The organism is Enterococcus sp. 7F3_DIV0205 (assembly GCF_002141365.2).
Classification (GTDB): Bacteria; Bacillota; Bacilli; order Lactobacillales; family Enterococcaceae; genus Enterococcus_L; species Enterococcus_L palustris.
Genome location: NZ_CP147244.1, coordinates 2,191,584 through 2,208,291 on the forward strand (window position 1 = coordinate 2,191,584; position 16,708 = coordinate 2,208,291).

Sequence of the window (16,708 nt, forward strand, 5' to 3'; positions counted from 1 at the left end):
ATATACCTGTATTGACTGTCTAGTCAAAAGAAACCTAGACAACGTTTACTGTTTTAAATACAGCAATAAACTTTTGTTTAGGTTTCTTCCATCATTTTAAGAGTCAATTGTTCTTTAGCCCTTCAAGTTCATCCTCAGTCAAAACACGATATTCACCTAAAGCTAATGTCTCGTCTAGCCATAAACTACCCATTCGTAATCGTTTCAAATAGACAACTTTTTTATCTACTGCTTCAAACATGCGTTTTACTTGGTGAAATTTTCCTTCTTGGATAATTAGACGAATTTCTGAGGTTTGATCAGTTTCATCTATTAACTCAATCACCAGTTTACTTGGTTTGACTTGCTCTTTACTGGTCAAGGCAAATCCTTTTGCAAAATGAAGAATATCAGCGTCTGTTACAATTCCCTGCACTTTAGCGAAATATTCTTTGTCCACATGCTTTTTAGGTGATAATAATTGATGCGCAAGCTGACCGTCATTCGTTAACAGGAGCAATCCTTCCGTATCCTTATCCAAACGCCCGACTGGAAATAAATCTTCCCGGTAATCTTCATCTTTTAATAAATCGACCACGGTTTGGTCCCATTTATCTTCGGTTGCAGAAATCACCCCTTGCGGTTTATGCAGCATGTAATAGTAATATTTTTGATAAGTCAATTTTTCTCCAGCAAATTTGATACTATCTTGTGTTTCATCGACCTGTGTTTTGCCATCTTTAACAACACGATCATTGACAGTTACTAAACTTTTTTTCAATAGTTGTTTGGCTTCTTTTCGACTGCCAATTCCAGTTTCTGCAAGAAATTTATCTAAACGCATATGATTGATCCTCCTATTTAAAAAAAACTGAAAAAGCTCTTTTAACCTTAACTTCGTCTGCTAGTTTATTTTCCTTAATAAAATAGCGGAACTTTACGTTCCGCTATGGATTATTTTTATTTTATTTTCAACTTACGACGAATTTTAACGACACTTGCTCCTAATAGTTTATCCGCTAAACGCAGTTTTAATGTGATGTAGCCATAGACTGCTCCACCAAATGCCGCTACGATGATAATAATCATGAAAGATTGGAATTTGCGAGTTGGATCTAGGAATAGATACAAGAACTGTCTCATCACTATTGCAGCGATCATCATAACCAACGTGATCAAGAAAATCAGTAAACCACGTCGTAATGTCAACCCAAAATTGAAGTGACTGACTTTTTTTATTTTTCTCATGATCAATACACACGACAAGGTAAATCCAATCATTGTAGCAATCAATGGACCGTATACTTCAAAGAGACGCACGCTTGGATACTGAACAATCAATTTCAACGCTAACCCTAAACCAAAATATTTGATTGCAGCTTTATTTTCATACATCCCCATCAACATGGTTGATGATAACATATACAAGCCCATAAACAAGCCAGCAATACAGGCTTGAACCAACACTGATACGCCTAAAGCGTCTGGTGCATAAAACATCGTATACAGCGGTTTGGCTAAAACGATCATACCAAATGTTGCAGGAAACATCACAAACATAAATAGTTGAAAGTTATTACTGATCAATTTGGATAAATCACGATATTTTTTCAAGGTGATCGCTTCAGTGATCAATGGTAATCCTGTAGCTGAAATAGATGTAGCCAACGCAATGACTACCATTGTCAATTTGTCTGGATTTGCATTAAAAATAGCAAATAGCGTTCTCAATTGGCTACCGGAATACGTAGTAAAAGTATTCATAAAATTAGAAAACGTAAATTGATCGACTAATTTAAAGACTGTCACACCTGAACCAACAATAATAAAAGGAATGGCTTCTTTTAACGTTTCCGTCAATAAATCTCTTGTTGACGCTTCATGTTCATTCGCACTATGCGCCGCGAGATAGTCGAACATTGGTTTTTGTTTACGAATATAGAAAAGTAAAACAACTAAGCTAGCTAACATCCCTACGAATGCTGCAAGTGTAGATTGTGTTACAGCATCAACATAATTCCCATCAATTACTTTCATAATGATAAATGCTGTCAACAACATATAAAAAACACGTGCTACTTGTTCCACGATTTGTGACAAAGCATACGGCATCATATCTTGATTTCCTTGGAAATAGCCTCGAACGACGCTCATACAAGGAAAAATCAACACAGCCAGACTTAGGGAACGCATCGTTGGAATCAATTCTTCTCCGCCGCCTGACCACTTCGCTAAAAGTGGCGCTGCAAGATACATGATGATTGCAAAAATAGCACCTAAAATAGCCATCAATTGAAGAGCTTTATAAAAGAGCTGCCGGCTTATCTTGTATTCATTCAATGAATTGTAATAAGAGGTCTGCTTCGCAATAGCTGCTGGAAGCCCCGCTGTAGATATTAATAAAAAAAGAGCATACACAGTATATCCCATTGAAGATAGACTATTTGCTTCGTTGGCGTGTTCCCCCATCCATGCATACCATGGGATAATATAGACCGCACCCAACAAACGAGAAATTATATTACTAGCTGTCATCCAAGCAGATCCTTTAACCATTTTCTCTTGGTTAGTCAAGATCGGTTGATCAGCAGGATTTGGTTGATTTATCATTTAACTCCTCCAACTTTCTTTGAACATGCTTTCTTTATTTTAATTGTTAAATCAAGTATATGCAACGACTTTCTTGAATAAATTAACTTATTTATATTTTCCTCACAGATTTTATAAAAAAACAGTGCTTTTCATTTTTTAAATATCTAAAAACCAAATAAACACTTCATTTATAACTATTCGTTTTTAGTTTATTAACAAAGAAAAACAGCACTAAATATCTCTTTTATTTTATATTTTTTTTAATATTTCACTAAAATATGATCATTATGTATTTGTTATTTTAATAACTCTTAAAGATTTGAATTCATTATACTTGCATCAATCATTTTCTAACATTTTTTTCCACTCACCAGCAAGCGCCTTGAAGTTTTAACGTTTAAATTGTATGATGAATTTCTAAAGTTTTCTATACTAAAAATCTTATATTATGATTTTAGATACTGCTTGGAGGCGTAATGATGACTATTTCTTTAGAAACAATCCGAGAATGTTTACTAGAAGAACATCTTTTAAAAGAATTTATTTCAGCTGAAGGCTGGTCTTTAAGCTTGCCTATCGCGTTGAATGATAAAACATTTGATACTCTTTCTTATGATTCCCGTACTGTAAATACTGACACACTTTTTTTCTGCAAAGGGCTAAATTTCAAATCCGAGTACTTAGACAAAGCAGTCAAGTCTGGTCTTGCTGTTTATGTGGCTGAACAGCCATATGATGTACCTGCAGCCTTAGGAATCATTGTGACTGACATCAAAAAGGCAATGGCGGTCATCAGTATGGCTTTTTATGATTATCCGCAAGAAAAATTAAAATTGATCGGCTTTACTGGTACAAAAGGCAAAACAACGGCTGCTTACTTTACTAAATTTATTTTAGATCAAGCAACAAATAAAAAAACAGCGATGCTATCTACCATGAATTCTACTTTAGATGGAAAAACTTTCTTCAAATCCCATTTAACTACACCTGAATCGCTTGATCTTTATCAAATGATGGCCGAAGCTGTTAAAAACAAGATGACCCACTTTATTATGGAAGTCTCATCGCAAGCTTATAAAACGAATCGTGTGTACGGTCTATTTTTTGATGTTGGCATTTTTCTAAATATTACGCCAGATCATATCAGTCCGATCGAGCATCCAACATTTGATGATTACTTTTATTGCAAGCGTCAACTAATCAAGCATTCCAAAACAATGATTTTCAATCATGAATCAGACTATTTTCAATTACTGAAAGAAACAGCAGAACTTTATACTGTTCCTTATATTGTGTATGGAGATCAATCAGCGAAAGACACAGATTACATTTATCAAACAAATCCTGACGACTCTCTTGCATTTTCTATCAACACCGAAAATGATACGTTAGCCGTTTCTGGTGAGTATCACTTACGTTTAGGCGGTGATTTTAATAAAGGGAATGCATTAAGTGCTGTTCTTGCCAGCGCCTTAGTTGGTGCTACACGCAACGATTGTCAACAAGGCGTCAAGGAAACCACAGTTCCTGGTCGCATGGAATTATTAACAAATAAAAATGGTGCAAAAGTTTATGTAGATTATGCGCACAATTATGATAGTTTAAAGAATCTTTTAACGTTTGTCAAAGAAGAACATCCTAATGGTCGTTTGCTAGTCGTCATCGGCAGCACAGGTAATAAAGCGATCTCTAGACGAAAGGATTTCGGTACTGTTTTATCTGAACTGGCTGATGTTGCGATTTTAACGACAGATGATCCAGCGGATGAAAATCCAATCACCATCTGCGAAGAGATACAGTCTTACATTTCAACTGATATTCCAGTCGAAATCGTTGCTGATCGTAGCGAAGCTATCGAAATTGCACTAGCAATGAGTCAAACAGAAGATGCAGTGGTACTTGCTGGAAAAGGTGCTGATTTGTACCAAAAAGTTGACGGAGAAGATACACCGTATGAGGGCGACTTCTATATCGCTGAACGTTTGATACGTGAATAAAATAATAGAGTAGGGAATTCTTTCCTTACTCTTTTTCTATTACTACCCCATAAACATCATGATCAGCGTCATCAATACTAAACTGATCAAGATACTTGCAGACGATGTAAAGCCAACTGTTTCTTCCGGCATTCCTGCTTTAACACTGTTGATCACCGAAAATGTCGGCATTGGTGCTACACTCAACACAACTAAAACGATTCGTAATAAAGGATCAAGCGGAATAACAAAAGCAAATAACAATGCAAACGCCGCTCCACATAGATAACGCCACGCCAGAACTTCTTTTACTAAGTGCAACGCTTTTTTAGGCAATCTAAGCTCAAAATATAAACCAATCATAAACATCGATAAAAAACCATTTGCCTTAGCGATCATTTCTAGTCCCCCTAACACTTCCATCGGTAATCCAATCTGTCCAATCCGCAACAACAGCATCACCATATACGCTGTAAAAGGCGCAGATTTAAATAATGACAAAACAATTTTTTTCAACGTCGTCTCTTCTTTAGAGCCAACTACTTTATCGATCAACAATGTACTTCCACCTGTCAACATTACACTATTCCCGATATCAAACATCAAAAGAAAAGGCACAGCTAAAGGATAGAAGCCCTGAATAAATGGTAAACTAAAATTCCCAATATTATAACCTGACATCGAATACATTTGAAATTTCTGTTCCAAAACAGCACGTTTTTTACTGACTCGACCGCCTATCAGAATCACCAAAATATTCAAAACGATTCCCATTGTCAGCAAGAAAAATAATGTTCCAGATACAACAACACTCGCTAAACTAACGATCACCGTTGCCGGCAAGGTAATATTTACAATAATAACTGACAACATACCGCCATCTGCCTTACTCAATAAGCCGATCCGTTTCATTAAATAGCCTAAAAATATGACAAAACAAAAACCAATTGCCTGTAATAAAATTTCTTTCACCCAACTCGCCCCTCACTTCTTATTTCTATTATTATCCTAGATTATAACAAAAAACGCTATTTCAAAAGGTTTTCAATAAAAAACACCTACGCTAGTTTTTTTAGTTGCGCAGATGTTTTCTATTTCTATTTCTTTAAAGCTGTTTCTTATTTAGGTTTAACTTTTGTCCACAAAAATTTTCGCGTTAAAAATAGCATCAAGCAACCTATAACAAGAAAATATAAAGGCATCATCAGCAATGAACCATTGTGAAGTTTGCTCATACCAAACGTGAATAGACTGACCAACAAATAATAGCCTAAGCTAAAGACCGCTCCAGCCGTTCCGATCACATCTTGAAAATCGGTCAATGCCAAGCTAAGACAATTAGGCAACGCTGTTCCCGTCCCTGTCAGCAAGATGAAAATCCCCATCAGCATCAACCAAAGCTGAATCATTTCTGGAAGAACAGTTGCTGCACTGGCAACAAGCAGGAAAAAAGCCCCAAACAACATACTTCTGATTCCAATTAAAATAATTTTCTCTGGTTGATAAATCGGGAGTAACCGCTTGGACAATAATGCCCCTAAAATCGAAGCCCCAGCTACGCCGATTCCTAAAAAGCCATACATCGCCGTTGATAAATGAAACTGTTCGATAAATATAAATGGTGCTTCAGCATAATAGCTGAACAATACACCATTGATCGCCCCTATCAAAAAACCATAAGTCAACACTTTAGGACTCGTTAAAAGACGCTTAATGATTGGGATTAATTTTATTGGTACTCGCTTACTTACTTCAAAAGTTTCAGGCAAACGCAAAAATGCATAGCAAAAAATCAACACACTCATCAATACCAATACCAGAAAAACTGCTCTAAATCCCCAATACTGATCCACGATGCCGCCAATTAATGGACCGATTGCTGGAGTAAATGCCAGTGCCGCAGAAATCTGAGCAAACAACGCATGTCGCTGATTGCCAGAATAACTTTCCCGCAAAATCGTCTGAGTCACAACAGAACCCGTGCTCGCGCCAAAAGCTTGAACAAATCGAGCAAATAACAGCAGTTCGATCGTCGAAGAACGTAAACAAAGGAAACTGCCAATTCCGTAAAATAATAAGCCATAAAGCATAGCTTTACGCCGTCCAATAAAGTCAGACAACCAGCCCCAAAAAAACACACCTAGCGCAAAGGCTAGAAAATAAATACTCAACGTCAGCTGAACCGTTGCCATTGGTGCTTGAAAGTCACGCGCAATATCCGGTAATGACGGAGTAAAAATCGTTTCACTGATTTGTGGAAATCCCACTAAAACAATCAATAATACTAAAGATGGTCCACGAGTTATGATGCTTTTTTTCAAAATACTTCCTCCTAAATTAAAAGCGGAGCGGACTCGTTCAGCTCTGTCTGAAAAATAGGAAAATAAGTTTGTGGCGTTTTTTGACACACACTGATTTTATCTTTTTTCTAAAGAGCTAGTCCGCGTGGCTAGTTCATTAAATTAAAGGGTTGAAAAAAAACATCTTTCTCCGGGAAGCGGCGGGAGCATGATCAATATTAATTTATACGTATTCATCTGCTGATCACTTCCTTTTCTTATTTACTATACGTGTATTTAAACGTCTTCTCTATGGTAGCACAGATTCTATTGCAATTTCAATTCCAACAGTACTTTAACTAGCTTCTCTTTTTAATTCACTGACAATTCAATTTTCAACTATTGTATCGACTCAAAATTTCTTTAGAAAGTAAAAAAAATGAAACATCTATCCATCAATTAATGATAAACTTATTGTAGTACATAAACGGCAGATACATAATCTAAATAAAGGAGCTTCACTCATGAACTTGAAACAATTTATTCCCACTGACTTCAATGGTTTTGTCAGCGTCACATCGAATGATGAACCCTTATTATTTGAAGCCTTTGGTTATCGGGATCTTCCAAATCAAATAAAAAATAATGTCGATACCATTTTCGGTACAGCATCTGGCAGTAAAACCTTCGTTGCTATCGCCATCATGAAACTCATTGAAGAAAAAAAGATCGGAATAGATCAGCCAATCAACCGAATTCTCTCAAAGAAAATGCCTAATATCGACCCTAACGTCACTGTGCATCAACTACTTAATCATACTTCTGGTATCGGTGATTATTTTGATGAAGAGGAGATGGATGACTACGCTGAACTGTGGGAAGACTTTCCTAACTATAAAATACGAAAAAACAGAGATCTTCTTCCACTCTTTTTTGATAAAAAAATGGTAGATACTCCTGGAAAAAAATTTCAATATAACAATACAGGATACGTTCTTTTAGCAACGATCATTGAAGAACTTACACGCCAAGATTTTGACAGTTACTTAAAGAAAGTGATTTTTGAACCAGCCGGCATGACTTCTACTGGTTATTTTGCATTGGATCGATTGCCAGCCAATGTTGCGAATGCATATATCTACGATAAAGAAACAGAAGAGTATTACAGTAATATTTATAGTATCGATGTTAAGGGTACCGGTGCTGGCGGCTGCTTCACAACGTTAAAAGATCTTGAACGTTTTTGGCAGACATTGCTTAGTGGAAAAATCATTTCTAAACAGGCGGTAAATATGATGCAAACGATGCAAGCATCGGATTATTATGGTTATGGCTTTTGGATTTCTAAAAACAATGAGGAACCTTTCCCATACATGCAAGGACAAGATCCTGGGATTTCATTTATTTCCTCTTACAATCGTTCATTAAATCGGAACATTACCATCATGAGTAATTTAGAACAAAATGTTTGGGCACTGCACAAAGAGCTTTCCGCTTATTTTACTAAAGAGGATGCTTCCTCAAAACATTGAGTATACGGTAAGACAGTTTACTTCATCCAAAAATGTTAGTTATGCTATTATAATACATAATTTAGCACGAACATTTTTAACAAAATAACTATTGGGATGTGATATGATGACAAAGCGAAAAATTCATGATTGTTTAGATGGCTGTTCTGTAGAGTCGACCTTACAGCTCATTTCAGGTAAATGGAAGAGCGTGTTGTTGTACCATTTAATTTTTGAAGGAGCTTATCGTTACAGCGAATTACAACGCTTTATACCCGGAGTCACCAAAAGGATGTTATCTTTGCAATTAAAAGATTTAGAAACAGACGGACTAATCAGTCGGACAGTCATACAGGAAAAACCTATAGCCGTAAGCTATTCAGTAACTGAGTACGGTAGAAGCTTGGCTCCTGTGATAGAATCGATGTACCTTTGGGGCAATTCGTTTAATTCCCGTCACTTAAATACACAATAATCATTTAAGTAGTGGTATAAAAAAATTCCCCGATTTACAATGCTTTTTGCTTCCTTTACACTAAAGTCACTTATTGTTTAGTGCAATAAACTATGATGTAAAGGCAGGAAGATAAAATGAATAGAACAAAGAAGGAAAAACGACAAGAAATTTTAATAGCTTTTGAACATCGCCATGCTACAAAAGCTTTTGATCCATCTAAAAAAATTCCAACAGAAGATTGGGAAACCATTTTAGAAGCTGCACGCCTATCCCCAAGCTCATTTGGATATGAACCTTGGTCTTTTTTACTAATAGAAAATACCCAAATAAAAGAGGACTTGAAAGAATTTTCGTGGGGAGCCGTTAACAGCTTAAATGGGGCTAGTCATTTCGTCATCGCTTTGGCACGTAAAAATGTTACAGCCGAAAGCCCACACGTAAAACATATGGTAGAGAATGTGTTTGGTCTCCCATTTTCAGCAGACGCTCCACAAACTCAAATGTTCAAACAGTTTCAGGCAAAAGATTTTGATTTAAACAGTGAACGTTCGTTGTTTGATTGGGCTTCTAAACAAACGTATATCGCATTAGCTAATATGATGACAACTGCTGCTTTACTAGAAATTGATAGTTGTCCGATTGAAGGATTTAATCGCGCTGATGTAGAAACTTACTTGAGTAAAAAAGGACTGTTGGATACAAATGAATTCGGTGTTTCTTATATGCTTGGACTTGGTTATCGTACAAAAGAAATACCACTGAAAAAACGCCAAACGACTGATGAAATTCTGACAGTTGTCGAATAAAAAAAATACTTTCTATCCCTTGATTTGAATCGTAAAAAAATCGACTAACAGCCTTAGGATCAGTATTTTTTACTGATTACTAAGAAAGTAGTCGATTTTTTCATCTAATTACTTCTTCAACGCTGAAGGTTTAAACCCTTTTAATCGCAAGGCATTCAGCAATACAGAAACTGAACTAAAACTCATCGCAGCTCCCGCAATCATTGGATTCAATAACGGTCCACCAAATAGATACAAGACACCCATTGCAACTGGAATTCCTAGTGTATTATAAGCAAATGCCCAGAATAAGTTTTCTTTGATATTCTTGATTGTTGCTTTACTCAACTCAACTGCAGTCGGTACATCCATCAAATCACTACGCATCAATACGATATCCGCAGATTCCATTGCGACGTCTGTTCCAGATCCAATCGCAATCCCGATATCTGCTTGTGCTAACGCTGGTGCATCGTTGATACCATCACCAACCATCGCAACTTTCTTACCTTCTTTTTGTAATTTCATGACTTCATTTGCTTTATCTTCTGGTAAGACCTCACTTAAAACGCGGTCGATTCCAACTTGTTTAGCGATTGCTTGGGCCGTTCGTTTGTTATCACCTGTGATCATCGCCACTTCGATTCCCATTTGATGTAATTTTTTGATTGCTGGAATACTGTTTGGTTTGATTGTATCAGCAACGGCGATAATTCCTGCAATCACGCCATCTTTTGCAATATACATCGGTGTTTTCCCTTGTTCTGCTAATTGATCAGACGTATCGCCTAAATCACCTAGAGAAATAGTACGGTCATCCATCAATTTTTTATTCCCTAATAATAAACGGCTACCTTCGATTGTTACTTCGATTCCATGACCCGGAATTGCTTCAAAAGCTTCTGTTGATGCAAAAGTAATATTTTTTTCTTCCGCACCATTGACGATTGCTTCTCCTAAAGGATGTTCTGAGCCTTTTTCAGCAGATGCTGCTAAACGGAGTAACTCATCTTGTGCCATACCATTTGCTGTTACAATATCTGTAACTTTTGGTTTTCCTTCTGTGATCGTTCCTGTTTTATCGAAAACGATTGTTTGGATCTTATGGGTTGTTTCTAATGCATCACCACTTTTGATCAATACGCCGTTTTCAGCGCCTTTCCCAGTTCCTACCATAATTGCTGTTGGTGTTGCTAAACCTAGCGCACACGGACATGCAATAACTAGTACTGAAATTGTGATCGTTAAGGCGAAAACCCAAGATTCTTGCCCTAAGAAATACCAAGCCAAACCTGCTAAAACAGATAATACCATTACAATTGGTACGAAAACACCAGAGATTTTATCTGCCATTTTAGCGATTGGTGCTTTTGACCCTTGTGCATCTTCAACTAATTTAATGATTTGAGACAATGCTGTATCTTTCCCAACTTTTGTTGCTTTAAAACGGAAACTACCATTTTTATTGATACTTGCACCAATGACATTATCCCCAACCTTTTTCTCGACTGGCATACTTTCACCCGTCAGCATCGATTCATCGATTGCAGATGAACCTTCGATCACAACACCATCTACTGGAATTTTTTCACCAGGACGAACAATGATCGTATCGTCTAATTGAACACTATCTACCGGGATTTCCATTTCTTGACCATTACGGAAAACACGGGCATTTTTCGGTGCTAAGCCCATTAATTTTTTGATTGCTTCTGACGTTTTTCCTTTTGAAACAGCTTCAAAATATTTACCCAACGTGATCAATGTTAAAATCACACCAGCAGATTCATAGTACAATGCCATTGTAAATTGTGGATCGCCAGCAAAAATCATCGCTGTTCCATACAAACTATATGCTACTGCGGCACTCGTTCCTAGAGCAACTAATGAATCCATATTAGGGTGTCCTTTAAATAGAGCTTTAAACCCAACGATAAAGAAACTTCTACCTAAATATAATACAGGAATCGTTAAGATCAACTGAACCATAGCAAATGTTTCAGGATGCATCATTGGATCTACAAATGATAGCAATGGCAAGCCAACCATATGCCCCATTGCTACATATAATAATGGAACAGTAAAGACTGCAGACATCCAAAAACGTTGCCACATGTCTTTGATATGTTTTTGTTTTTTCTCACGGTCTTTGTCTACCGTATCGGCTGAATCAATTTGTTCCACTGCGCCATAACCTGCATCAGCTACTGTTTTGGTAATATCTGAGACATTTAGAATCGCTGGGTCAAAATCAACGACCATTTTTTCTGTTGCTAAGTTGACGGATGCTTTTGTAACACCGTTCAATTTAGCCGTTGCTTTTTCGATTGTTTGCGCACACGACGCACACGTCATTCCTTCTATATCAAATGTTCGTTGTTGGACATTGCTCAATGCTTCATATCCTGCATCTGCTACAGCTTTTTGGATGTCACTTTCCGAAAGTTTGCTTTCATCATATTCAACGTTTAGCTTTTCGGTTGCTAGGTTGACTGTTGCTTTAGATACGCCTGTTAGTTTGGACGTTGCCTTTTCTACCGTTTGCGCACATGAAGCACAGGTCATCCCTTCTATATCAAATGTTTTTGCTTCCATCTTTTCCATCTCCTTTTTCTATTTACATCATTTTTTATGTTTATAACCCAATCGACTATGTTTGTAGTCGAGTCATTTCTCCTTTATATTAAAATAGAATATTCTATTTGTCAACCTAAAGATCTGGTCATTTTACGAACTAATGTAAAAAAAATAGTTTTGAACATCCTTTCCATAGAATGTTCAAAACTATTTCATCCGTTATTATTTCAAAGACAGTACCGTCTCCCGCTTAATCAACTTATGCGGAATCACCATCCGAACCCCTGTTGCTTCTTTTTCCTGTAGTGACTCAATCAGTTTTTGCATGCCCATTCTACCCAATTCCGCAATATCAATATCAATACTTGTCAGATAAGGATGAACTAACGTCGCATAAATCGAATTATTAAAACTGATCACCGAAAAATCATCTGGCACACGATAGCCATACATTTGTGCTAATTGAATCATTCGCATCGCGAAGATATCATCGATGACAACAGCGGCTGTAGCCTTCGTCTCTTTCAAAAGTTGTTCAAAAGCTACATAATCTTCCGGTTTTTCCATATCTACTGAAGGTAATACCGGCAAATTCGCTAACATCATCGCCTTTTGATAGCCAAAATAGCGTTCATAATAGACATTTTCATGGGTGGTATTCGTAATAAACAGAATATTTTTATGCCCATTTTCGATTAGGTAATCGGTGGCATGTTTGCCTAGTAATTGATTATCATTGTCCACGTAAATGACCTTATCTTCATTTGTATACGGCTGACCGATCAATGAGAAGGGAACTTGATTTTCGAATAAATAATCGATGACTGGATCCTCTTTATCTGAGTAAAGCAAGATGAATCCATCGACTTGCTTTTGACGATGCATCAGCTGAACATTTTCTAACAATGTCTCAAAAGATTGCGCCGTGGCAATTGCCGTTGTCATACTGTGTTTACGTGCTTCATCATTGATCGACTCAATGATTTCCAAATAAAATGGATTTCCCATTCGCTCTCGAGAATCTAACGGCGGTAAAATCACACCGACTGCTCCTGATGAACGTTTACCTAAATTTCTAGCAGCAATGTTGGGGACATACCCCATTTCTTCCATTACTTTATAGACTTTTTTCTTCGTAGCATCTGAAATACTTGAGTGGTCGTTGATCACTCTGGAAACAGTGGAAGTAGCCACGCCAGCTTTTTTAGCAACATCTTTAACAGTAATTGTCATCTATTCTCCTCCTTTCATGATTAATCATACAAATTTTAATAAATCATTCCATCGTAGAAAATAATACCATAGATTGATGCTTTGTTGCTATCGTCTTTTTCTTTCAAGCATAGTCGTTTAAATAAACAGTGAAATCAACTATCTGCTTTTGCTGTTTGCCAGACAGATAACAAGAATTCAAACGTTAATTCTTTCGTGGAAGAAACAAGCGCGATATTTGCCCCCAGATCTTCTGAACGTCCTACCCCAATAGGTAAGGCATGGCTTGCAATAATGGCTTGAATCCCCGCTTTCGCATCTTCGATTCCGATACATTCTGCTGCTTGTAGTCCAACATTTTTAGCTGCTAATTGAAAAATCTCTGGGTCTGGTTTTCCTTTTGCAACGGCGCTCGGGTCAGCAATTCCATCAAAATAGGGCATCAACGCCATTTTCTCTAACAGAAAGGGACCGTTTTTACTAGCAGAAGCTAAAGAAATTTTAATTCCTTGTTTTTTTAAATTCTTTAACAAAGTCAGAATGCCTGGATAAACATCTTTTGGGCTAACTTGTTGGATCATTTCTACATAATACTCATTTTTCCGCTTGGCTAGTTCAGCAAATTCTGCTGAAGTGAAGTCATTTGTTTTGCCGCCATGAGCGAGTAATAAGGTCAATGAGTCTTCACGACTAACCCCTTTCAACTCTTCATTAAACGTACGATCCATCGTAATGCCGATTTCTTTTCCTAAACGTTGCCACGCTTGATAATGATACTCTGCTGTATCCGTTAAAACACCATCTAAATCAAATAACACACCTTTAAACATGAGGATTCACCTTTTCCATCTCGATTACTAATTCATCTGCTAAAACCAGCTTATTTCCATATAAAGTAAGTGGTAGTTCTGCTCCTGAAACAAGTTGTAAACGAACATTTTCTTGATCCACCGTCACATAAAGCAAACGATCACGATAGTTCACATGAAAGGCATAGCTTGTCCACGTGCTTGGTAAGAATGGGGCAAAACTTAATTGCTCGTCAGCCGTCTTCATTTGCGCAAATCCTTGCACGATTGCAAGCCAACTCCCTGTCATTGACGTGATATGCAACCCATCTTCGGTATCATTGTTGTAATTATCTAAGTCTAAACGAGCTGTCCGTTGATACATTTCTACTGCCTTTTCTTCCATCCCTAATTCTGCCGCTAAAACCGCGTGAACACTTGGTGATAAAGAAGATTCATGAACCGTCATCGGCTCATAAAATAAGAAATTACGTTCTTTTTCCGCTCGTGAAAAACGTTCGCCAAAGAAATAAATACCTTGTAATACATCCGCTTGTTTAATAAAGCAAGAGCGTAAAATACGATCCCAAGACCAATGTTGATTCAAAGGTAAATCTGCTGAGGTCAATGCTGTTCTCGGCATTAAATCTTTATCTAAGAACGTATCATGCTGAACAAAAACGCCTAACTCTTCATCAAATGGATAGTACATATTTTCGATAATTTCTTGCCAATGCACTTGCTCTTCTTTTGAAATTTTAACTGGTGTTTCTGCTTGATACTTGTCGTAATTTTCTAAGGTATATTGCAATACCCATGTGGCGATCGTGTTTGTATACCAGTTGTTGTTGATATTATTTTCATATTCATTTGGTCCTGTCACGCCATGGATCATGTATTTTCCAGTACGTTTAGAAAAATGAACGCGGTCCGCCCAAAAACGTGCGATTTCAGTGAGAACTTGTAATCCTTCATTTTTTAAATACTCGTTATCTCCAGTATAGTTCACATAATTGTAGATAGCATACGCAATCGCACCATTGCGGTGGATTTCTTCAAAGGTGATTTCCCATTCATTGTGGCATTCAATTCCTGTAAATGTCACCATTGGATAGAGCGCTCCTGCTAATCCTTGTTGGCGAGCGTTATGTTTGGCTTGTTCTAATTGGTTATAGCGGTATTTCAATAGATTTTTTGTCACTTCTGGTTTGGCCAACGCTAAATACAAAGGAACCGCGTAAGCTTCTGTATCCCAATAAGTGGCACCGCCATATTTTTCACCTGTAAAGCCTTTTGGTCCAATGTTCAATCGTTCATCTTCACCGTAATAAGTTGTAAATAATTGGAATAAATTAAAACGAATACCTTGTTGCGCTGCCTCGTCTCCTTCGATTACAACATCGGAAAGTTCCCAACGCTTTTTCCACGCAGCGTTTTGTTCACTCAATAATTCAGCGAACGTTTTAGTCGTTTGATTTAATAGTTGAACTGCTTTTTCTTGTTGTTCCGCTTCTGGAATATCACGGCTTGTTAAAACAATGACTTGTTTTTCTAGCGTGATTGATTCACTTGCTTGTAGATTAGCTTGAAACGATTGTTGTACTTTCAAAGGTTCTGTTTCAGCTACACCTGCTTTGGCCTCTGTGACATGTTTCATCGCAGCTGTTACACTAAATTGTTCAATGCCAAACGGATTCGGTATCGTCTTCGTTGTTAAAAAGCCGATTGCTTCTTCAAAACCAGATTGTTGTGCTTCCCAAAACATTTCATCATAGTTGCTATCTTCATTGCGAACATCGCCATCGATTTTAGAAATAATTTGAATATCCGCAGTTCCTTCAAGCACTTCTGCTGTCACACGAATCACAGCTAGTTCTTGTTGCACAATACTTAAAAAACGTTCAAATCGGAATTTGACTCTTGTCTCTTCTTTTTCAAGAATAAATGTGCGTGTCAACAATCCGTTATGCATATCTAATTCTAAATAAAAATCTTTTGGTTCTTGAATTCCTAAATCAAGCGCTTCACCATTCACAAAAATATCCATAGCGATAAAATTCACGGCATTGATGACTTTTCCAAAGTATTCAGGATAGCCATTTTTCCACCAGCCGACTCTTGTTTTGTCTGGATACCAAACACCAGCTAAATAGGTTCCTTGATGGTGATCTCCTGTATAGTGTTCTTCAAAATTCCCTCTCATTCCCATATATCCGTTCCCCATTGAGGTCAGCGACTCTTGAAGACGACGTTCGTTACGTTCTAATTGATGTGTAGCAATTTTCCATGGGTCTATTTCAAATAAATGATTCATTTTCTCTCCTCCTGTAAATGTTTTGCTTCTTAACATCATAATAAACGCAACCGATTGCATTGTCAAACATTTCTTTGTTGCTCACTGCTTATTAGTTGAAAATTCTTTATCTATAATGATACTATCGTTTTATCAGTAATTAAAAAGAGCTGATTTTATTTAAGGGTTTACAAAAATAAAAAACTGCTTTATACTACAGACAACGAAAACGATTGCGCAATTATTGCAAAGGAGAGAA

12 protein-coding genes are annotated in these 16,708 nt (G+C 37.1%); 4 read left to right on the forward strand and 8 right to left on the reverse strand.

Annotation, left to right across the window (positions count from 1 at the left end; genetic code table 11):
* Positions 1-103: 103 nt before the first annotated feature.
* Entirely contained in the window at positions 104-823 is a 720-nt protein-coding gene (locus A5821_RS10390; RefSeq protein WP_086314506.1) for a pseudouridine synthase, read from the reverse strand.
* Positions 824-939: 116 nt separating this feature from the next.
* Positions 940-2,589, reverse strand: coding sequence for a putative polysaccharide biosynthesis protein (locus A5821_RS10395; protein ID WP_086314507.1), 1,650 nt, complete (start codon positions 2,587-2,589; stop codon positions 940-942).
* Positions 2,590-3,050: 461 nt separating this feature from the next.
* Here A5821_RS10395 and A5821_RS10400 point away from each other — a divergent pair, with 461 nt between their 5' ends.
* Positions 3,051-4,568, forward strand: coding sequence for a UDP-N-acetylmuramoyl-L-alanyl-D-glutamate--L-lysine ligase (locus tag A5821_RS10400; RefSeq protein WP_086314508.1), 1,518 nt, complete (start codon positions 3,051-3,053; stop codon positions 4,566-4,568).
* A 42-nt stretch (positions 4,569-4,610) separates the two neighbouring features.
* On the opposite strand, the gene A5821_RS10405 is transcribed toward A5821_RS10400, so the two are convergent.
* On the reverse strand, positions 4,611-5,519 hold the full coding sequence (locus tag A5821_RS10405; RefSeq protein ID WP_086314509.1) for an AEC family transporter: 909 nt from the start codon (positions 5,517-5,519) through the stop codon (positions 4,611-4,613).
* A gap of 146 nt (positions 5,520-5,665) precedes the next feature.
* The gene (locus A5821_RS10410) at positions 5,666-6,868 is read right to left on the reverse strand and encodes a multidrug effflux MFS transporter (RefSeq protein WP_086314510.1); all 1,203 of its coding nucleotides are present in this window, start codon (positions 6,866-6,868) and stop codon (positions 5,666-5,668) included.
* Positions 6,869-7,350: 482 nt separating this feature from the next.
* On the opposite strand from A5821_RS10410, the gene A5821_RS10415 reads away from it, so the two are divergent.
* From A5821_RS10415 to A5821_RS10425, 3 genes are all read left to right on the forward strand, one after another.
* Positions 7,351-8,358 (forward strand): serine hydrolase domain-containing protein, encoded by a 1,008-nt coding sequence (locus A5821_RS10415; RefSeq protein WP_086314511.1) that lies wholly within the window; start codon positions 7,351-7,353, stop codon positions 8,356-8,358.
* Positions 8,359-8,464: 106 nt separating this feature from the next.
* Complete coding sequence (locus tag A5821_RS10420; RefSeq protein ID WP_086314512.1) at positions 8,465-8,812, forward strand: winged helix-turn-helix transcriptional regulator; 348 nt, start codon at positions 8,465-8,467, stop codon at positions 8,810-8,812.
* A 116-nt stretch (positions 8,813-8,928) separates the two neighbouring features.
* The gene (locus tag A5821_RS10425) at positions 8,929-9,600 is read left to right on the forward strand and encodes an NAD(P)H-dependent oxidoreductase (RefSeq protein WP_086314513.1); all 672 of its coding nucleotides are present in this window, start codon (positions 8,929-8,931) and stop codon (positions 9,598-9,600) included.
* A 108-nt stretch (positions 9,601-9,708) separates the two neighbouring features.
* Here A5821_RS10425 and A5821_RS10430 read toward each other — a convergent pair whose 3' ends face one another.
* The 4 genes from A5821_RS10430 to A5821_RS10445 all read right to left on the reverse strand — a co-directional run bounded on the left by A5821_RS10430 (position 9,709) and on the right by A5821_RS10445 (position 16,530).
* Positions 9,709-12,174, reverse strand: coding sequence for a heavy metal translocating P-type ATPase (locus A5821_RS10430; protein WP_086314514.1), 2,466 nt, complete (start codon positions 12,172-12,174; stop codon positions 9,709-9,711).
* Positions 12,175-12,378: 204 nt separating this feature from the next.
* Complete coding sequence (locus A5821_RS10435; RefSeq protein ID WP_086314515.1) at positions 12,379-13,389, reverse strand: LacI family DNA-binding transcriptional regulator; 1,011 nt, start codon at positions 13,387-13,389, stop codon at positions 12,379-12,381.
* Between the two features lie 134 nt (positions 13,390-13,523).
* Positions 13,524-14,198 (reverse strand): beta-phosphoglucomutase, encoded by a 675-nt coding sequence (gene pgmB, locus A5821_RS10440; protein WP_086314516.1) that lies wholly within the window; start codon positions 14,196-14,198, stop codon positions 13,524-13,526.
* On the reverse strand, positions 14,191-16,530 hold the full coding sequence (locus tag A5821_RS10445) for a glycoside hydrolase family 65 protein (protein WP_283936103.1): 2,340 nt from the start codon (positions 16,528-16,530) through the stop codon (positions 14,191-14,193). The genes pgmB and A5821_RS10445 overlap by 8 nt, the downstream gene beginning before the upstream one ends.
* Between the last annotated feature and the right edge of the window lie 178 nt (positions 16,531-16,708).